Origin of the sequence: Dysgonomonas sp. GY617 (genome assembly GCF_015233815.1) — a bacterium.
Classification (GTDB): Bacteria; Bacteroidota; Bacteroidia; order Bacteroidales; family Dysgonomonadaceae; genus Dysgonomonas_A.
Genome location: NZ_JADCLR010000001.1, coordinates 207928 through 227819 on the forward strand (window position 1 = coordinate 207928; position 19892 = coordinate 227819).

The following is a 19892-nucleotide window of genomic DNA, read 5'->3' on the forward strand; positions in this document are numbered from 1 at the left end:
GATAATATTCTACTGCTTAGTAACCTGGATTTTGAGTAAGATTAACGTTTTGATCCATTTCACTTTGAGGAATTGGCCATACTAATCTGTTCTCGTTTAATCTCGAAGCATAATCTTTTTGATGATCGCCACATGATTTCATTACAGGGATAAAGCGTTCTCTGCGTTTTAGGTCAAAAAAGCGTTTTCCTTCAAAAGCAAACTCAAAGCGATTTTCATTCTCTATGGCTAAGCGAATGTCTTCTTTCGAATTGGCAGTTGTATTAGGAAGAGTAGCACGGGTACGTACTTTATTGATAAGCTCTTTTGCTTTAGAAGAATTGCCCAATTCGTTTTCAGCCTCAGCCAATAGTAAGATAGCTTCGGGTAAACGGAAAAGGATAATATTTCCTTTCTCCTGACTTCTTAGCTTATTACAGAATGGATAAGCATTAGATGGCCAGTATTTGTCAGCCCAAAGACCTGTTACATCACCAAAACGGATAGAAGCGTCACGACGAACAACGTCTCCGGCAGCAGTAAATGCTTTGTATAAATCTAGACTTGGAGTGTTGAATTTTTTCCAATCTACACCATAAAACATACTTGCTCCCCAGTTACCTAGTCCGGGTGAACCTGTGTAGTTAACTTCGAATAACGATTCCTTCGAATGTTCGTTTTTCAAATCTACTTTAGGTAAAACTTTATCCGGAGCTTTTTCGCCAATAGTGAATATGTCATCGTAATTATCTAAAAGACCATAACGACCGTCGTTTACTACGGCTTCTGCATATTGTTTCACTTTAGCCCATTGTGTATTGGCAAAACCGTCTTTAGTTGCATAAACCTGAGCAGTTATCAGATTGGTAAGAGCTCTTGTTATTTTAAACTTATTAGTTCCTGAATAATCGGGTACGTTTGCAACAGCAAAATCAAGATCTTTAAGAATCTGAGTATAAACCGAGTCTTTAGATGTTTGAGCTGGATATAATAGTGGATATATCTCGTCGATATTCTCAGTGCTTATTTCGGGAATATCTTCAGTGATAAGAGGTATGTGATCATATATTCTTACCAAATTGAAGTAACACAAAGCTCTGATTAGAGAAGCTTCTCCCAATATCTCATTGCGGCGTTGGCTACTTAGGGCAGGATCGGTAATACGAGGTACCCATGTAAGTATTGCATTTGTTTTAGCAATATGCTTGTACACAGCGCCCCAAGCTCTACTAACGTTTTGATTTGTAGGAGTTACTCTAAACTCATCTATCTGCATACGCTGATCGTTGGGTTCTCCTGCATACGAGTTGTCTGCTTGTGCATCGTTGATGATGTACCAGTCTAGTTGCCAAAATTCGGCACTGAAATCGGTATAAGCACCTGCCAATAGCTGTTCGGCTTGAATGGCTGTGGTATATTTCAGTGAGTCTTTATCACTGTTATCTATGCCCAGATTTTCATCAGTAAGTTCTGAGGATGGTTTCTCGTCCAGAAAGTCGTTGCAAGACACAAGAGCCAAACTGAGAAGCGAAACACCTAAGAGGTATTTTATATTGTATTTCATGATTGTTCGATTTAGAATGTTAGATTAAGACCGAAAATGAAAGAACGGGTTTGAGGGAATGTTCCCATATCGATACCCATTTGAGCAGCAGCACCCGATGTGGTAGTACTTGTATTTACCCAGCTCAATTCAGGGTCATAGCCTCTGTATTTAGTAAGAGTAATCAAGTTATCAGCCGTTCCGTATACGCTAAGACCTGCTATACCCAGTGGTTGAAGCAATTTCTTATCGAAATTGTATGCCAATGTCAAAGCTTTTAAGCGGATATAAGAACCATCTTCAACAAATCGAGTTGAGTTCAGAACGTTTTCGCTACCTGATACTGCTCTCGGAACATCCGAAATCATACCCGGACGCATCCATCTGTTAAGCACAGTAGTTGTTTGGTTCTTTTGGTCGAACATACCTTCCGAGTCTATTCTCGTAGCATTGTAAATATCATTACCATACGATCCTTGGATGAATGCCGATAAGGTGATTCTTTTCCAAGTAACATTATTTGTAAAACCGTAGGTAAAGTCTGGTTGAGCGTTGCCAATAACAGTTCTGTCATTAGGATCAGCACCTCCGGTGATACCGTTGTTATTCAAATCTTTGTATCTCATATCTCCCGTCTCAGGATCAACACCTTCAGCAATGTATCCGTAGAAGCTACCCAATGGAAGACCTTCTCTCATGATGATAACATCAGCATTGTTACTCTCTATCTTACCTGTGGTATATTGAGGAGTTAAACCAAGTTTAGACAGTTCGTTTTTGTTGAAAGACATATTTAGAGAAGCATCCCAAAGAACGGCTCCTGTTAGAATATGACCTGTGATATTAAATTCGAAACCTTTATTGATCATTTCACCATCGTTTCTCATCGGAAGATCACGTCCAATACTACTCGGTAATGTTATATACAACAATAGGTCTGTTGTTTTCTTGTAGTAAGCATCGAACTCTCCGGTTAATCTTGAATTGAATAAGGTAATATCTAACCCCGCATTAAACTGAGTAGTTGTTTCCCATTTAAGATTGCGGTTTCCGTATCTACCATCACTAACATTAGGCCCTGTTGTTGAAGACCCATCTTGTGTGATGATGTGTTTTGCCATATAATCGTAGTTTCCAATTCCGTTTTGGTTACCATTTTGTCCCCAAGCCAATCTAAGTTTAGCATCATTAACAACAGTAGTTAATGGTTGGAAGAAGTTTTCACTAGAAAATCTCCACCCCCCTGATACTGACGGGAAATACCCCCAACGGTTGCCCGGAGCAAGTTTCGATGATCCGTCAGCACGAATATTCGCTGTGAATAAGTAGCGGCTCTCATAGTCATATTGTGCACGTGCCAATACTGATACTAAGGTGTTAGCATCGCGAGCAGTTGTTGCACTGTTGATTTTATTTGCCATATTCAATGTCATAGTCTCAAGGTTAGCACCTTTTACAAAATCTTCAACTGCCATGTATGTATTGCTGTGGTTGTATTTTTGGAAAGTACCACCTCCTAATAATGACAGGTTGTGTTTGCCATTGAATTTTTTGTCATAGGTCACAATGTTTTCACTTAACCATGTTGAGTATTCATCGTCAGCATGTTCGCCACGTCCATTAGCAGTACGTCCAAAATTAGTTTTCACAGGATCAATAAATTTATCCCATTTATGTGACGTATAATCAAGAGCAAAGCTAGGTTTGAAGTGTAAGTCTTTGGTAATTGTAAAGTCTAAACCTACATTACCCATGAAACGGTTGTCAGAGTTTTTATCGTATGTTTCAACCTGCGCATATGGGTTTTCCCACGATCCTTGATATGGATTTCTGTAATACCATGTAGGTTCTGTTGGATCCCATTTCTCCATGAAAGGAGGTGTATTTAATACCGACATGATAACTCCACCACGTCCCGAGTTAGCATTATCAGCCACATCGCGGCGTGAAGTTTTTGCAAAACTCACGTTCGAAGTAATTTTTAACCAGTCTTTAGTTTGTGCACTGGTATTACTACGGAACGAGTATCTATCGTAAGAAGCAGGAGCAATAATACCAGTTTCATCTTGGTAACCACCCGATATAAAGTAATTTACTTTATCAGTACCACCCGAAAGAGATACTTGGTAGTTTTGCTTAACTCCTGTTTTATACATTTCGTCACCCCAGTTGGTGTATGTGTTTTTCGATCTGTCAGAATAACCAGCTCCATATATTTCGTCCAAAAGGTCATAATATTGAGTAGTATTCAAAGTATTGATTTTCTTGCCTACATTAGAGAATCCAGCAAACATCGATACGTTTACTTCCGATCTTCCGGCAGTACCTTTCTTGGTTGTAATTAAAACCACACCATTAGCAGCACGTGCACCATAGATGGCAGCAGAAGAAGCATCCTTTAGGATCTGTAAGCTCTCTATATCCGTTGGCGAGATATTGGTAATGTCATTCGTTGGGATACCATCCACAACGTATAGAGGATCATTACCTGCATTTAAAGAAGTAGTACCACGTACGCGTACTGTAAGACCGGCTCCGGGTTTTCCCGAAGGTTGAATTACTTGTACACCGGCAGCTTTACCTTGAAGAGCTTGTTGTGCTGAAATAACGGGACGATCTGTCCATTCTTTAGATGATACACTGGCTACGGCAGTTGTAAGGTCTTTTTTTCTGACCGTACCATAACCCACTACAACAACCTCGTCAAGAGCTTGACTGTCGTCTTTTAGTGTAATATCTATTTTTGTTTGACCATTTACAGCAACTTCTGCTGCTTCCATACCTAAATAACTAACTACAAGAGTTGCATTGCTTGGTACAGATATAGTATAATTACCGTCAAAATCGGTAACGGTACCGGTTGAACTATTGCCTTTTACAACAACAGTGGCTCCAATAATTGCCTCTCCCGTCAGATCCTTCACATTACCCGTTACCTGAACGGATTGTGCAAAAGCTAGTGCCGGAAGCATGAGCAACATTATTGCCAGGCAAGTTTTTTGCCAAGACTTCATTAGTCTCATTTTTTTCTTACTGTTCATAGATTCCAAGATTTAAATTGCCATTTAATTATTAAATTATAGCTGAGATTTGTTTTTCGTACCGAGCTCGAGGTCCATTATCACTCGGTTTAAAGATTATATTTATTTTGCTGAGAGATTATCTAAGGGTAAATACATGAATAGTGAAAGAGGCCAATATCAGTTAAGGCATAGAAAGCCTCACTCAAAGCTTTTGTTATCATCGCACTATGGTATTTTGGTTAAACAATGTTTAGGTTTCTGTACAAAGGTGAATAATAATTTCTAAAGAAAACGAATTTTAATTGTTAAATCTACACTAAGCTAAGTGTGTTTTATGACTTTTGTTAGTGTTGGCAGAACACGATATGTTTTTTGAGGTAAAAGATTGAGAGTACAAAAAAAAGTCTAAATTTGTGTTGCTTAATAATATATATCTTATACATTTCCGAATGGGTGCATCTAATATTCTAAAGAACATATCGGTTGACTGTGTCGTTTTTGGCTATGAAAGAAACGCTTTAAGGGTATTGCTTCGTCAGGAGTTCATTAATTACCGAGGACGTATCTATGAGGAGTGGAAACTTCCGGGTAACCACGTACTGCGTGAAGAAACCACTGATGAGACCGCCGTTAGAATACTACGCGAACAGAGTGGTGTTACCGAAGATGTTTATCTGAAACAGTTAAGTGTATTTAGCGATGTAAACCGTTTAAAGTTACGCGATAGGGATTATAAATGGAAGAAAGAGCAAGGTGTAGGAGACAATAGGGTAGTAACGGTTGCTTACTATTCGTTAGTTAATGTCTCGGATATAGATGCCTCTCATCTTTATAATGTAGCTCGTTGGCATAAGGTGTCGGAAGTAAAAGAACTGATATATGACCACAAAGATATATTAGATACGGCATTGATGCAGTTGCGTGAAGATCTGTTGAATAAGCCGATCTTGTTTGAGCTATTACCCGAACTTTTTACTTTAACAGAGCTGCAAACTCTTTATGAAATAATTTTAGATACAGCTTTTGATAAACGTAATTTTAGACGGAAGATTTCGAACATGAAATACCTGATACCCTCAGGGAAACGTCAGGAGAATGTGAGTCATAAACCTGCTATGTTGTATCTGTTTGATCGTAAAATCTATGAGAAAACAAAACAAGACCGATTTGACTTTTCTGTCTGAAACCGAATGCTTGTCATTACTCTTTCAAGCATGGGTTTGAATAGTAGTGAGTGTTTTTTGCAATGCTACAATTAGGCGAACGAAGACCTTAGATTAAAAGAAAGAACTATGGAAATAAAAGATCTATCATTGTGTTTTCACACGACCAAAGGTGCTGAATGCAAAGAATTTATCTGAAGTATTTTGGAGCTGTTGTTACATTCGACTACGAATGGTATTCGGTTGTAGCATTTGGCGATAAAAAACAGTTTACTTTGTCTTTTATGGTTCCACAAGACAATGAATCTTTGTTTGAAGATAAGGGGCTGACACTTAATTTTCATGTGGATAATGTAGATAGTGAGTATCAGCGATTAGTTATTACAGAAGGCTTAAAAGCAATAAGACCTCTAGCTGATAATCCATGGGGTGACAGGTCTTTTACTATATTCGATCCTATAGGGAATATCTTATATATTTACAGTGAAATAAAGCCTACCGAAGAATTTGCCGCAGCATAATAAATGAAAATAATAGATATTGGACGAAAAGAGCCTCTGAAATGTAAGATACATTTTTAGAGGCTTTTTTATTTAGAATTTTTTTGATTCTTAGAACTAAGTAAACAGCAATAACGTTGTATAGATGGTAAAATGTAATAATATGAGTGAGACGGAAAAACGCTGTTTAAATTGTAATAGTATAGTAGAGGGCAATTATTGCAGTAAATGCGGTCAGCCGATAGACTCTTCACGAATAAACATAAAACATCTTTTGGAAGAGCTTCAATCTGGAATTTTCCATATAAACAAAGGATTAATTTATACAACGAAAGAATTACTGCTTAGACCTGGGAGTACAATAAGAAATTACATATCGGGTAAAAGAGTAAAATATTCGAAGCCATTTACATTTCTTATAATTTGGGGAGCAGTTTATAGTATTATATTCCATTTCTTCAATTATTTTCCGATGACGGAAATGAATGATCAAAACAATGAAGTCTTAGGATATATTCCGTTGTTTCATTGGTCATCAATTAATTATTCGTTGGTTGCTCTGTTTTTAATGCCAATTTATGCTTTCTCTTCTTATCTCTTATTTCACAGAAAAGGGTATAATTATACTGAGCATCTTGTTGTGTTTTCTTATATTCAAGGAGCTACAATTTTTCTTATACTATTGTGTTATCCTTTAATATATCTGTCAAAATCTGTTCATGTATATAAGCTGGTGCATACTTTTTCTGAAATTTATGTGATCTGGGGGTTATCTCAATTTTTCAGAACCTCTTCATGGCTTAAAGCAATAAGCAAAGTTATTTTGATCATTGTTTTGACTACTATTTTCTTAATGGTCTTATTAGGCATTATTTATATAACGCTTAGACATTACGATATAAGATTGTAGAGCAAAATAGAGGATTAAAATATAAAAGAAAGAACCCCAAATTATTACAGTTTGGGGTTATCTTTTAATCTTTTGTTTGATCGAATCGTTCTTGTAAATTTTCAATAAGTTTGCTTTGCTCCTTTATCACTTTGTCTTGGTTGATGACATACAAAGTTAGTTCTTCTATTTTTTGTAGTAATTTGATTTGAAACTCATTTATATTGAGTCCATTTTCCACCATTTGCTTTTCAGAAGGAATTTCGGGCAGATGCTTATTCTCTTTTACAAAAGCTTCTACTTCCGTTAATGGCTTTAAGCCATACCCATTGCTAAAGACATGGTCAGCTCCTGCACTAATCGTAACTTCAATTTCTCTAGCTTTTAATTTTCCGGCTATTTCCTGATCTCCTTTGTCTGTAAGAACTTTCGCCCATATACCTTCCCCATCAACATTAGTACTTCGGATATATAATTTGGGATTGTATATTCCAAAGTTAGCTTCAAATACTAATTGGGCTCCAAAGTGATATGGCTTATCGGTTATAAGAGCATTTGACGAGTGAGCTAAGTTTATACCCCAAAACCAATAGCCACTTGTTTGTGGAGCATTTATTGAATTATCTCCTTTGCTTTCATAGAATCCCGATTGTTTTAGGGTGTTCCAATTTGTAATTGTACTTGTCTGAGATTTTACAGATAGAGATACTATTACGATTATAGCTACAAGTAATGCTTTTTTCATAAGATGTGATTTTAATTAGTCTACAAATGTATTACTAATTTTAAGCTATTTGGTCAGTAATTTGGTATTCTCTACATCGAAAAGCCCCAAGTAATCACTACTTAGGGCTTTCCAAATACTAAAACACCACAGCGGAATATCTTTAGAACATTCCTATTATTTTATCTTTAGAGACAAGGCAGGCTTGTCGTAATATATGTATTGCGATTTGCTTATTTTGAAGATGTTGTAAACGCTTCAGACTCCGATAAGAGCATTATATACAGCGTTTCGGCTGTAATTAAGTAATTCCTTAAATGAAAATGTAATCTGTCTGGTTTTGCGTTTTCAGCCTTACTCCTCGAAAGCATCTAACGTATATTTATTTTGGCAGGTCTTCTGACTTACTCCGTCTTTTGAACATCCTTCCCATTTCTTTAGTCGAAACAGTGGTGTGAGATTTGTTCAAAGACTGTTGTAGAGCTTACAGCAGCGGGTCTGTTCAGGAATTTCACCTGATTCTCTTTTCAGCATATGTCCGTAAAATAGATTAATGCCACCAAAATCAAAAGCAAAAATAGTAAAAAAAACGAGAGTTCATTATTTATTATAAATATAATGTTGCCAGAATGCTTGTTACATCGAGTCTATTGATATTTATCTCTCTTAAAAAAAAAGCTCCGAACAATCGCTGCTCAGAGCTTTTATACAAAATACTATAATTAAAAACTATCCATATTGTTAGAATTTTATGATGGTGGTTTTGCCCAGTTTAATTTCTTTGGTACTTTTCTTTCTGAAAAATAGAGCGCCTACACATATACCTATTGCTAACGAGAATAGGAGCGATGAGGTAAGAATGAAATTATACGCTGTCTCTTGCAAAATATGAGGTTCTTGAGTGATCAACCCATCGGTGTAAATTTTAATCCATCCCATCATGGTGCGATAGGCATACAATCCGGGAATCATCGTTATACATGCTGGCATTGTAAATACCACGGGAGGTGTATGCACTTTGTGTGCACAATATATACCTGCTATACCTATAAATATAGATCCGGCAAGAGTGGATGATACTAATCCGAAATCGAAATGAAGGAGGATAAAGCGAATGCAGTGTCCTATTCCTCCCAATAAACCAGCAACATATAGAACCCGCTTGGGGGTTTCGAAGAGGAGGGCAAAGCCCACAGCTACAAGAAATGCAAAGGCGGCATCTTTGAACATCAAAAATATAAAATCGGTCATATTTCTAATTCTTAAAAGTTATTGACTCCTATTAATGCGATACTAAGCGACATGCCTACTGCAATGCAGAGGAGAACGAAGCCTCCAAACATACCCCGTGCCAAAGCTGTAGGAATGTATCCCTCGAAGAGGTCTATAACTGAATTGATAAGGGGAACACCGGGTATAAGAAATAAGACGGAGGTTGCAATTGTCTTTTCTGGAGATTGTCCGATGTGATAGAGCATATCCATTCCCGAAATCATAGTGGTGACAAAGGCTGATAAAAGAATGGCAATCATAGCATTAAATTTACATGCCATAACTTGTTGCCTTACAATTAATCCCGTAGTAGCTGCCACAAAAGCAATAGAACCATTTATCCAGTCGCCGCCGGCAAGTATACATAGAGCCGCACAAGCAAATCCGATGCCGAGGCGTATAGTCCATTTATTGTGTCGCGGAGTATAATGGATGTCCGAAAGTAGCTTCTCAACCTCATCTATTGACATCTTTTCTTCGTAAGCTTTCCACGATAGAAGGCTTATTTCGGTAAGAATACCATAATGAACGCCATGAGTAGTTGCTTGCCTGTTACTTGTTGCTTTGTTTTCGGGGTTATTCATGTCGACAACCGTTACCGAAACGCCTGTAAAGGAAATGAAAAGATCGATTCTGAAATGCCATGTGTCAGCAAAGCGTTGTACATTGCGGTTGATACGTCCACAGTGAGCGCCCGACGATAGTAGGAGAGTGCTCATGTCGAGTATAAGTTTGGCAAACCGATCAGCCTGAATAAATTTGTCTGTTTCCACCTATGTAATTATTTGTTTTATTGAGAACAATAAACAGTTGCTATATATTAGAAAATAGTGACAAGGTTGCTGTGTGTTAGTCTTTCGAAACCACAGTTAGCCTACAAATTCTATTCAATATAGAATCATTATTCTTTTCTAAAAATAAGATGACTGCTATTGCATTTTTTGTTCGTTGCACCTCTAAAACCCGAGAGGATTAATCTGTTAAGTATTGGCAGGTCTTCTGACTTGCTCTATCTTCGAACCCCTTCCCGTTTCGTTATCCGAAACAGTGGTGTGAGATTTGTTCAAAGACTGTTGTAGAGCTTACAGCAGCGGGTCTGTTCAGGATTTGCACCTGATTCCCTTTTCATCAATTTCTGTGCATACAGAAACTGACACCAAAACTTGGGGTAAAGATATTAAATGAATTTGTCAAATCATAGCGATCCGTACAATTTTAATTATGCTTGGGCTCTGCGTGAATTCTAAAGGAATAATAGTCGGCAAAATCTTCTTTAAATGTATACAGAACAATGTTTGATTTGTCAGTAACCCAGATAGCTAGAGGCTTTGCCCCTTCTTTTTTATGTTTGAATAGCTGGTTGTATTTTTCTGTCAGCAGGTCATTTGTACTGGTTGTATAAGTTGGTTTTGTATATAAGGAGCTTATGTAGTTGAAGAGAATTTTTTCGCTTCTTTTTGCAAACACACTCTCATCTTCGCTTTTGCGAGTGAATGAAGATAGGTCAATAGATGGAGTATTATCTTCGAAGACATAGTAGGTACCTAGCTCATGATCGTCAGATAGAACATTTGCGTATCCTGTGCTATGTGGAGCAGATTCGGTTATATCTTTCCAATTGAGGCCTAAAAAATCTTTATCATCGAGAATGTCAATATAAGTAGTATCTGCCTGTATAATCTTATTATCCTTATATCCTAATAGAATGGATTTGTATTTGGATGGAAGAAAGAAGTTTTGAGACCATCGCCATGTAAATGAGTGATCAGTAAAAAGATGAAAGCGGCCAACCTCAGGAACAGTCCATACCAAAGAGTCGTATGAATCATATATGTCCAATAGTGTAAAGCTACTTTCGGAATATATATCAAACTGTATTAGCTCAAAAATATTTCCGGTTTGCTGTTTAGCTTTTACTTGTATTTTTACTAGTGGGTTTGGCGATTTAGAGTCATCATCATCTAAGATTTTGTCAGAGTCAGAGCATGACGAGGCGAACAAGCTAATAAGTATCAGGTAAATTAAGTTTTTCATATTATTATAAGTTTAGACCTTGTGTTACAGATCGAAGTCGGTTGAGATTAACACTGTGTGATAATAAAATTAGTATTACAAATATAAAGGATTAAATTGATAGGAGGTTAATAATAAGCAGAAAAAAGAAATTGGCATATTGTAGATATGTCTAATTGCGTGATGCTTATGTCTAAAAAGACTCTTCTTCGATTTTTTGATGAATATTGTGATAGATTTATTTTATAATCGATAGATATGTGAATATGTTGTTTGTGGATTAACAAATAAAAAGAGAAAAATTAATTATCAATACTTGAATATTTCTTAAACATATTAATTGTTGAATTTTGAATGTGTTTTATTTACGCTTGTAAAGCGTTATAAGCTTGGATTTTACGAACTGATTATTCCAATTTAAGGTTAACCTAAAAGGAGGTCGTTTTGGTAAGTTGTTGTAATATAGAAGGTTCATTTAGTTTATGATGTTTTTTTTATTGTGAATGAATCGTTGAAATTGTTTAGATTTTAAATTCTATACTTATCTTTGTGCTCAACGACGATTTTAAAAATATAACCCATTATCTCTCTCTCTTCAAAAAGGACTAGTTTTTTTGAAACTTTTTATATGTTTTAATGTTAGTAATATTTGGTAGGAGAGGTTATAATATGCACAAATTTATATTTTGTGAATTCTTGTTATTCTTGTTTTATTTTTTCTAATCTCCTCTTATTTAAATATTTTTTATAAGGGAGTGCGGTCAGTAACAACTTATCAATAACATATGAATATAAATTATCTAGCTAAGCTTTCATTTTTTTGTTTATTTGCTTTGGGCTCTAATTTATACGCGCAGGTAACTATTGGTTCGCATTTGTCTGCGGCATCAGGTGCTTTGCTCGAAATAAAGGAGAAGGATATTACAGGAGGGGATCTAGCAACCTCTACTCGAGGGTTGATGATGCCTCGTGTAGCCCTGACTAGCCTGAATGATCTTTTCCCTATGCTCACTGGTAATGAAAGCGATTATGCAGCTCAGAAAATAATTCATATAGGCTTGATAGTTTATAATACAAATGTATGTGCACCTGCTCCATTAGGTCTGAATGTATGGAATGGTTCGCAGTGGCAATATTTAGGTAATGAGCAATTGGGCTCAAATGTGCGAGTCTTTTACGATCAGGATGGTAATGCCTTTAAGGCAGCCAATTTTGGAACTGCTGGTGTTTGGATGACTGAGAATTTGGCGGCAAAGACTTATGCTTCTAGCATGGGTGGTGATGCTATTCCGCTTCATACAGGTACTTCAGATAATGATCTTGTAGCCTATGCTTATCCTAATGGTACACCTGGTAACTGGGGTGCATTGCCTTTAAATTGGAATACAAATCAGGGTTTAGTATATAGCTGGTTTGCCGCAGCCAAAGGTAATGCTAATACTGCTGTTGATCAGCAAGTTATTGGCTCAGCAGTTGAGGCGTTTGAGGTCGAAATGATAGGTCCCCTTGGTGTAGCACCTAATAAATATGTTCAAGGTATATGTCCTGATGGTTGGCATCTTCCGAGCGATCGTGAGTGGAATCAATTAGAGCAAGAAATTTACAATAATGCATCTTCATATAGTGCTTCAGTTACTTCTACTTTCAATCCCACTTCTTGGGTTATTGCTTGGGGGGGAGAGCCTACGCGAACTGTTTATATGAATGTTTTTCGAGGTTCTACTTCTACTTCCGGTCATGCCACTGCTATGAAAAGTATATGTCCTCCTGCAGGATCGTCTACAGAGACCAACGGTACGTCAATTTCCTCAGCAAAAGGAGGTTTTAATGTTCTCCTTACGGGTGGTGTATATGGTGCAGCTCTTTTAGGTTTTGGAACTCGTGGTTATTTTTGGACAAGTAGCTCCGGTAGTCAAAATGCCACTGCTTATGTTTCTGTATATCGGGGTGTGAGTCCTACTAATGCTGGTGTTATTAGAGGTAATACTAATCGTGCCTATTTATGGGCGGTAAGATGTAAAAAAAATACCGATTCATTGTAAGAGAATAAAGCTTGTATTTAGTGACTACTTATTATATTCTGAATTCAGAGGTTTTAGTAAAATAAGTTTCCTTGTAGCATTTCAAGATACTTTGTCATCATATAAAAAAGAAAAGCCGATGGATTAATTCCATCGGCTTTCCTTTTTTAGTTATAGGTTTCTGATAATTTAGAAATCTTGATTTGTCAAAGTCCAGTCATTATCAAAATATCCTGCGGCTTCCATGCCAGTTAATCCATCTTTCAGAACATCGGCACGATATATCATAAGATCAGGAAAACCTGTGATGCCCGATATATAATTGTTGGGAGATGTAGCACGCATACCTGCATCGCCTGTTCCTGCAACCACACCTACTGAGGCAGTGTTGCTGTTAGGATGAGGATATACAAAATAAGTACCAAGATCATCCCCTTTATAAGTACGTTCACCAGCAGTAATTACACCTTTACCTACTTGTATAGGGCTATTCTTTAACAACAATGCCCATGCACGGTTATTGTCTTTATTGCCATAAATTACCACATTACGATCGGTATATTTAGCAAGCGAATATTCAGTATCGGCAATTACATCAACAGATCCGTTTCCACGGTAGTAGAAAGTTTCAGCATCAAAGCGAGCTTTGTTCTGATACCATTCGTTTTCTGTTGCTGTTCCTTTGGTTGAATATACTAATACTACATCATTCGTGTAAGCATTTTTAAATCCTCCATAGCGAGCCGAATATTTATGCTTCAAGTTCACATCATCTTTTATTACCCACTTTTTGTTTTCAAGAGCAAGAATTGCTTTCTTATTGGTTGGAGCAGATAATGTTTGTCCCAAAATATCAATAGTAACCGATCCTTTTGCTAATGCCAATGAAGGAATATCAAGAACCAACATCGCTACATTCTCTATCTTGGTAACTTGAACTGTATCATTATTCAAACGAACTTTTACATTACTAAAGTCGTAAGGTTTGATTTGCTGTTCTACCCTCAACCAATAATCTGTTGGCGAGATTGCAGGAGATGCTGTATGGAAATCTATTTCCTTTACATCTTTAGCCTGAGGTATAGAGTGACGAGAAAAGAATTCAAAAATAGGAGGCCAATCTACACTATGATCGCCAAACCAATGCTCACCACCCGGATATTCGTAATAACAAAAGTCTGGGTGAAATTTGCCTAATACCTCACGCATGCGACGTGCTTGCGATGGAGAAACAACACTGTCGGCATCTCCGTGGAAAATATATACACCCGATTGTTTCAAGTTGTGAGCTAACGAAATTACACGTCCTCCGTTACCACCACGTTTAAAAGCGTCGTATTTAGCATTCTTGTCGTGCATATCATCGCCTCTGCCTTTGTTATAGGTCGCAATGTCAGGATAGCCTGCCGATGGTGCAACAGCTGCAAATTTATCAGGATAGGTAGTTCCTAAAAACCACGAACCATGTCCACCCATAGAGTGACCAGTCAAGTAGATTTTAGATTCTTCTGGTTTAAATACACGCTTAGCTTCTGCAAGAACTTCTAAGGCGTCGATGCGTCCCCATTCTTCCCAGTTAAAGCCGTAAGGGCGGCGATTGGTTGCGGCAATAATATCCGTCCAATCTTTCGATTTGTATGCTCTGGCTTGGTTGCGAGCCTCCACTCCTGCTCCGTGAACAGTAAGTACCATAGCCTTTGTTTCTTCTTGATTTTTACGTATTGCAGGAGCTACACTATAATATTGTACACTTCCGTCTATACCGCTTATAAAGGTACGTTCGTGATGTACCGATGGTAGAACCTGACGAATCTGTATGTCAGCCTGATCTATTATTTTTCCCGATTTATCGAGTAACTCTATCTTTACAGTCAGTTTTTCGTCAGTTGAAGCATTGTTTGCAATAGCAGGAACTTTATATCTTAGCTTTCTTACACTAAGCTGCATAACGTCCTGCGTATTGTATTCTTCTTTGCGTCCATCGGGAAGCGTAGCACGTATAGTCAAACCCTGTAAAGGTTTTTCTGTTGTATTTACTACTCTTATAGCTGCCCATTTAGAATCGCTTTCTCCGATAATTATATCAGGAATAGTCATGTCACGCTTTGTAAACATAACAGGCTTATCGGGTTTCACCAGCTTAGAAGCTACTTTGCCGAAACGTCCTGGTGTATAAACAAACTCATTAAGACCTTTCTTTAGTTTAATAGGAGTCAAAGTATAACCAAAGTCGTAATGATCGCCCTCGTGAGGCATTCCGTTTACGTAGGTACGTGTTCCTCCTGTTGTTTCAAGAAGTACTATTTGTTCCTTTGGCGATTCGTATGATGTATATAAAAAGGCTGAGCGCATTTCGGGGCGTTTAAACAATCCCGTAGAATCGGCTTCCATAGCAGTCCATGTCCATTGAGGAAGCAATTTCATAGCTTTTTCGCCTTTGCTTTGAGCCAACCATTTTAAATAGCTGTCTTCTACCTGACTGTCCATGTTGGGATAAGATTGCTCAATCACAGCCCCGTCTTTGGGAGTCGTGAAATTGCCCGTAGCATACATCCATGCTATCATATCTTGCCCGTTGAACAATGTTCCGGGGTTTGTACCTCCGGGTAGTAAAAAGCCATTGCGGAAACTGTGAGAAACTTCTCCCTCATCGGTTTTCTCAATCTTTTCTTGTCCGAAAATTGTCACAATATTTTGTGCTTGGATGCTGTGTGTGGAGATCATTGACATAAACAATAATCCTGCAACCTTTGCACAAACGAAACGTTTTTTCATAATCATTATTCAAGTAAATTAAAATATTTAGTGTTGTATTTCTTAGTTTTAAGACCCCATCTTTCATATTCATTTTCAAAAATCGTATGCTTTCCCTCCAAAGGAGAAAATTAAAGAGAGGCGTTACCGAAGTAACCAATAAGTCTGAAACCTTAAAAATAATTCTTTTTTGTAAGATCTCGGCAATAGATAGCGTATAGAATTTAGAATATGGCAGGTTTGTTGCATGCTTTGCTTGATTTTCTTTCTCTCAGTTTTCCTCAAAAACGAATGTTGATACCTAAGTCTAATATCAAACTTACCCTACTTTTCTAAAAGAACACTAATTTAATCTCGGTTTTTAGTAGATTAATGTATCTTTGGGGCTTGTTTTAGAAATAATCAATTTTTAATAATGACTAATTACGATATTTGTTGTATAGGGCATCTTACGTTAGATAAAATAGTTACGCCCAAAGAAACGGTTTATATGTCGGGAGGAGCTTCCTTTTATTTTTCGAATGCAGTAAGCAACCTCGATTCTAATTATATATTGGTAGCAGGGCTTGCCGAGTCTGAAATGAAAGCAGTAGAAGCTTTGCGTGCCAAAGGTTTAACTGTTGAGGTTATGATATGCGACAATAGTCACTACTTCGAAAACATATATGGAGAAAATCAGGATAACCGCACACAGCGTGTTTTAGCAAAAGGCGATCCTTTTGTTATGGAGGTTATGGGCGATATTCATGCCAAATATTTTCATGTAGGCGCATTAATGGCTGATGATTTTTCGAACGATTTTGTAAAAGAATTATCTAAAAGAGGACGTATTTCTATCGACTGTCAAGGATACTTGCGCGAAGTGCGTGGTACAGAAGTGCATGCGGTTGATTGGACTGACAAGCTTGAGGTTTTAAAGTATGTTGATGTACTTAAAGCCAACGAGATGGAAATGAAAGTACTTACAGGTACAACCGATGTTTACGAAGCAGGGCGTATGCTATACAACTGGGGAGTAAAAGAAGTATTACTAACCTTGGGAAGTATGGGATCGGTATTGTACGACGGTAAAGATTTTATAATGGTGCCTGCATACGAAGCAACAGAAGTGGTAGACGCAACTGGTTGTGGCGATACTTACATGGCTGGATATCTCTACATGAGAGCTAAAGGTGCTAGTATGGAAGAGTCAGCTAAATTTGCAGCAGCAGTAGCAACTATCAAGATTGAAGCATTTGGTCCTTTTACAGGTACTGTTGCAGATGTGCAAAAGATAATGGATACCAGAGCTGCTAAATTACCTAATGACGAAGTATTAGCTAATTTGGTGTTCTAAGAATAAGAACTCGTTCATACACTATATAAAAAGCGGCTGTCTCTTCTGGAGGCAGCCGCTTTCTTATTATTGAGATTCAATATGTACTTAAGTTGTTTTCTTCTCCTCCTTCATTGCATTGGTAAAGGTGGTAAGAGCTACGATTATCAGACCAAGTATTCCTACTACAATGTACGCATATTTCATATTCAAAGTATGAGATATTGAGCCAATAAGTAGTGGAGCGATAAGCGATCCTACGAAGCTGATTGTTGACAGTATAGTAAGAGCTATACTTGTAGGCATTTTCGATTTTTCGCCAACCACACTATATATGGTAGGAACCATGCATGAAATACCCAATCCAACCAACATAAAACCTAATGAGCATAATACAATACTAGGGAATAGTGCTGATATAAACATTCCTACAAATATAAGCGCGCCTGCTATCTGTATGGTGCGTTGCTTGCCAAATAGTTGGTATGCCTTATTGGTAAGGAAACGTCCCGTAGTCATCATAATCATAAATACAAGGAATCCTATTTGAAGAGATTTAGGAGCTTTTACAATCGATTCGAAATATACGCCACCCCAATCGAACATGGCACTTTCTACGATCAAAGCAAACAGTCCGATAAGACCTAGTTGAATAAGTACCAATTCGGGCATTCTCGATTTCTTCTTTTGAACCACTTCTTCCGTGTTTTTCACTTCAGCAACGGGAGCTGTTTTTACATCAGTTTGTAATGCTGACTTATTAAATAACCAAGAGAGTACAATCAATGCAAGTATTCCTGTGAAATGATATGCATGAGGTATCTGAAAGTTTATCATGGCAAATCCTACTACTGCTCCTACGCAGGCAGCCAAACTCCAAGCACCATGAAATGAACCCATGATGGTTTTACCAAATATCTTCTCGATTCCTATCGCTTGAGTATTTAAAGATATGTCGGTGAGATTCCAAAATATACCGAATAAGAATAGGCATGTACCTAATACGTAAACGTCAGAGCTTATACCAATCAAAAATAAAGATAGTGCATATCCTAATATGCTTATTTGTACCATTATACGGCTTCCAAATTTAGAAACTGTATATCCTGCCAATGGTATGGCTAAAAACTTACCTACGGGTATCATAAACAGAATAAGCCCCCAGATGAAAGTATCACTCACTTGCAGAGCATCTTTGATATCTGGTATACGACTAGCCCAGCTGGCAAAACATAGCCCTTGGCATAAGAAGAAAGTAAGCACTCCTAATCTTATTTTTTCTAAGGAACGCTCTTGTATTGTATTCGACATTTCTCTTGATTTTAAAATTGCACAAAAATACTAAACTTGTCCTATTAATGAACTATGTTATTCATGTAATTAAAGACCTCATAAAGTCTAAAATCTTTATAGATTTTATTCGTTTTCGTGTTTTGAGTGTAATTAACTTGTAATCAAGTTTTTATGTTTATTATTATATTGTATTATCTATCTATATTAGTGTTTCTTAAAGTCCTGTTTTTGCCCACTATGCCCCTCCTTTTTTGAATTTTTGATGTATGCTTATTCTTTTATTTTATAAATGTACTTCCTTGTTCTTATTGTTGGTTTGTTCTTTATTTTGTTGACTATATGTATTTTATATGTTGTAATTATATGTATATATATATATATAATATGATATATTTATGCATATTGATTAGCGATATATAATAGTATATTAAATAGTTTGTTTTTCCTCTATTCTTTGTTTCTGAATTTACTCTTGAAAAACCGTCTTTTTACAAGAAATCGATAATGAGTATGTGTGAAATGTGGGATGAAAAATTGCAATTTATACAGTTATTGTCTCTTTTTATGCTCTTTAAAATTCTATATTTTCGGGTGATTGAGCGTGAGATTTCAAATATTGAAATCTCAGAGGGATTAAAATTGGCAGTTTTTATAAATGCAGATCTTATTTTTATGTCTTAAATTTCTAATTTTTCATTCTCCTATTTTTGTAAGTAGAATAAACATACTTAGATAGTTATAGTAAATAATTGATGACAATATATTTGTCTTTTTCTATATATGGGGAATCTTCGCGATCTGTTTTCTATTGGGTGATTCTGGGAAAGGCAATAATATTGATATATTCTCAATAATAAGTACTCTTATTATTTTCTTGTTTGATAACTTTCATATTATCAGATTGTTATAGTCTTATCTAGTTTTACTCTGTAAGCAGGTACTGTTGTTATTAAATGGAGATTATCAGTAAGCAGCTCTTTTATTTATATGGTAGAGGTATATATAATCTTAATTTGTAATGTGTTGATGTTTAGTTTTTTGGTCTATTTTACTTTGTTTTATTTTGCTTGCTGCTTTTTTATATTTTTAATAGCTTTTTTGATCCTATTATTTGCCATTTTAAGATGAAAATCGTTTCTTTGTATAGTATCAGACGCCACTTGCAGAGCCAGTTCTCTATTAATTTCTTCCTCAACTTTGTCTGATTTCATAACTCACTCATTCCTAGTATTTTCAATTTCAAATTTGCTTGTAAAATATAATGTTCTAATCAAGTATAATTCTTTTTCCTTAATGAAGTTATGGTATTATATATATCAGGTTTTATTGTTGTTTTCTATTCATAATTTCAGATAGTTTGGCTTCTGCTTTTAGACTAAAATAATACCTTTGTCCTTGGAAAA

Annotated in this window: 14 protein-coding genes and 2 riboswitches; of the genes, 5 read left to right on the forward strand and 9 right to left on the reverse strand. The window is 36.6% G+C overall.

Annotated features, from left to right (window positions below; all coding sequences use genetic code 11):
* Positions 1 to 16: 16 nt before the first annotated feature.
* Both IR022_RS00740 and IR022_RS00745 read right to left on the reverse strand, forming a co-directional pair.
* The gene (locus IR022_RS00740) at positions 17 to 1543 is read right to left on the reverse strand and encodes a RagB/SusD family nutrient uptake outer membrane protein (RefSeq protein ID WP_194202251.1); all 1527 of its coding nucleotides are present in this window, start codon (positions 1541 to 1543) and stop codon (positions 17 to 19) included.
* An 11-nt stretch (positions 1544 to 1554) separates the two neighbouring features.
* Positions 1555 to 4563, reverse strand: a complete 3009-nt coding sequence (locus IR022_RS00745; RefSeq protein WP_242052999.1) for a SusC/RagA family TonB-linked outer membrane protein — start codon at positions 4561 to 4563, stop codon at positions 1555 to 1557.
* 431 nt (positions 4564 to 4994) lie between these two features.
* Between IR022_RS00745 and IR022_RS00750 the strand changes: the two genes are divergently transcribed.
* The 3 genes from IR022_RS00750 (at position 4995) to IR022_RS00760 (ending at position 7118) form a co-directional block, all read left to right on the forward strand.
* Complete coding sequence (locus IR022_RS00750; RefSeq protein WP_050709333.1) at positions 4995 to 5729, forward strand: NUDIX hydrolase; 735 nt, start codon at positions 4995 to 4997, stop codon at positions 5727 to 5729.
* Between the two features lie 158 nt (positions 5730 to 5887).
* The gene (locus IR022_RS00755) at positions 5888 to 6229 is read left to right on the forward strand and encodes a glyoxalase (RefSeq protein WP_194202252.1); all 342 of its coding nucleotides are present in this window, start codon (positions 5888 to 5890) and stop codon (positions 6227 to 6229) included.
* Positions 6230 to 6371: 142 nt separating this feature from the next.
* Positions 6372 to 7118 (forward strand): DUF3667 domain-containing protein, encoded by a 747-nt coding sequence (locus IR022_RS00760; RefSeq protein WP_194202253.1) that lies wholly within the window; start codon positions 6372 to 6374, stop codon positions 7116 to 7118.
* A 64-nt stretch (positions 7119 to 7182) separates the two neighbouring features.
* Here the strand turns inward: IR022_RS00760 and IR022_RS00765 are convergent, their stop codons facing one another.
* The 4 genes from IR022_RS00765 to IR022_RS00780 all read right to left on the reverse strand — a co-directional run bounded on the left by IR022_RS00765 (position 7183) and on the right by IR022_RS00780 (position 11127).
* Complete coding sequence (locus IR022_RS00765) at positions 7183 to 7842, reverse strand: hypothetical protein (RefSeq protein WP_194202254.1); 660 nt, start codon at positions 7840 to 7842, stop codon at positions 7183 to 7185.
* Positions 7843 to 8192: 350 nt separating this feature from the next.
* Positions 8193 to 8400, reverse strand: a riboswitch (cobalamin riboswitch).
* 162 nt (positions 8401 to 8562) lie between these two features.
* Complete coding sequence (locus IR022_RS00770) at positions 8563 to 9072, reverse strand: threonine/serine exporter family protein (protein ID WP_050709329.1); 510 nt, start codon at positions 9070 to 9072, stop codon at positions 8563 to 8565.
* A gap of 11 nt (positions 9073 to 9083) precedes the next feature.
* Positions 9084 to 9866, reverse strand: a complete 783-nt coding sequence (locus IR022_RS00775; protein ID WP_050709328.1) for a threonine/serine exporter ThrE family protein — start codon at positions 9864 to 9866, stop codon at positions 9084 to 9086.
* Positions 9867 to 10064: 198 nt separating this feature from the next.
* Positions 10065 to 10269, reverse strand: a riboswitch (cobalamin riboswitch).
* Between the two features lie 39 nt (positions 10270 to 10308).
* Positions 10309 to 11127, reverse strand: coding sequence for a hypothetical protein (locus IR022_RS00780; protein ID WP_050709327.1), 819 nt, complete (start codon positions 11125 to 11127; stop codon positions 10309 to 10311).
* A gap of 764 nt (positions 11128 to 11891) precedes the next feature.
* Here IR022_RS00780 and IR022_RS00785 point away from each other — a divergent pair.
* Positions 11892 to 13148 (forward strand): fibrobacter succinogenes major paralogous domain-containing protein, encoded by a 1257-nt coding sequence (locus IR022_RS00785; RefSeq protein ID WP_194202255.1) that lies wholly within the window; start codon positions 11892 to 11894, stop codon positions 13146 to 13148.
* A 168-nt stretch (positions 13149 to 13316) separates the two neighbouring features.
* Here IR022_RS00785 and IR022_RS00790 read toward each other — a convergent pair whose 3' ends face one another.
* Positions 13317 to 15902: a prolyl oligopeptidase family serine peptidase gene (locus IR022_RS00790; RefSeq protein ID WP_242053002.1), complete on the reverse strand. Its 2586-nt coding sequence runs from the start codon at positions 15900 to 15902 to the stop codon at positions 13317 to 13319.
* A gap of 394 nt (positions 15903 to 16296) precedes the next feature.
* On the opposite strand from IR022_RS00790, the gene IR022_RS00795 reads away from it, so the two are divergent.
* Positions 16297 to 17217, forward strand: a complete 921-nt coding sequence (locus IR022_RS00795; RefSeq protein WP_194202256.1) for a PfkB family carbohydrate kinase — start codon at positions 16297 to 16299, stop codon at positions 17215 to 17217.
* Positions 17218 to 17304: 87 nt separating this feature from the next.
* Here the strand turns inward: IR022_RS00795 and IR022_RS00800 are convergent, their stop codons facing one another.
* On the reverse strand, positions 17305 to 18507 hold the full coding sequence (locus IR022_RS00800; RefSeq protein WP_194202257.1) for an MFS transporter: 1203 nt from the start codon (positions 18505 to 18507) through the stop codon (positions 17305 to 17307).
* A 1040-nt stretch (positions 18508 to 19547) separates the two neighbouring features.
* Positions 19548 to 19700, reverse strand: coding sequence for a hypothetical protein (locus IR022_RS00805; protein WP_157258240.1), 153 nt, complete (start codon positions 19698 to 19700; stop codon positions 19548 to 19550).
* Positions 19701 to 19892: the final 192 nt, after the last annotated feature.

Excerpts from the sequence above, each read along its gene's own strand:
- IR022_RS00740 (WP_194202251.1), bottom strand. The coding sequence starts at position 1,543 with ATGAAATACAATATAAAATACCTCTTAGGTGTTTCGCTTCTCAGTTTG.
- IR022_RS00745 (WP_242052999.1), bottom strand. The coding sequence starts at position 4,563 with ATGAACAGTAAGAAAAAAATGAGACTAATGAAGTCTTGGCAAAAAACT.
- IR022_RS00750 (WP_050709333.1), top strand. The coding sequence starts at position 4,995 with ATGGGTGCATCTAATATTCTAAAGAACATATCGGTTGACTGTGTCGTT.
- IR022_RS00755 (WP_194202252.1), top strand. The coding sequence starts at position 5,888 with ATGCAAAGAATTTATCTGAAGTATTTTGGAGCTGTTGTTACATTCGAC.
- IR022_RS00760 (WP_194202253.1), top strand. The coding sequence starts at position 6,372 with ATGAGTGAGACGGAAAAACGCTGTTTAAATTGTAATAGTATAGTAGAG.
- IR022_RS00765 (WP_194202254.1), bottom strand. The coding sequence starts at position 7,842 with ATGAAAAAAGCATTACTTGTAGCTATAATCGTAATAGTATCTCTATCT.
- IR022_RS00770 (WP_050709329.1), bottom strand. The coding sequence starts at position 9,072 with ATGACCGATTTTATATTTTTGATGTTCAAAGATGCCGCCTTTGCATTT.
- IR022_RS00780 (WP_050709327.1), bottom strand. The coding sequence starts at position 11,127 with ATGAAAAACTTAATTTACCTGATACTTATTAGCTTGTTCGCCTCGTCA.
- IR022_RS00785 (WP_194202255.1), top strand. The coding sequence starts at position 11,892 with ATGAATATAAATTATCTAGCTAAGCTTTCATTTTTTTGTTTATTTGCT.
- IR022_RS00790 (WP_242053002.1), bottom strand. The coding sequence starts at position 15,902 with ATGAAAAAACGTTTCGTTTGTGCAAAGGTTGCAGGATTATTGTTTATG.
- IR022_RS00795 (WP_194202256.1), top strand. The coding sequence starts at position 16,297 with ATGACTAATTACGATATTTGTTGTATAGGGCATCTTACGTTAGATAAA.
- IR022_RS00800 (WP_194202257.1), bottom strand. The coding sequence starts at position 18,507 with ATGTCGAATACAATACAAGAGCGTTCCTTAGAAAAAATAAGATTAGGA.
- IR022_RS00805 (WP_157258240.1), bottom strand. The coding sequence starts at position 19,700 with ATGAAATCAGACAAAGTTGAGGAAGAAATTAATAGAGAACTGGCTCTG.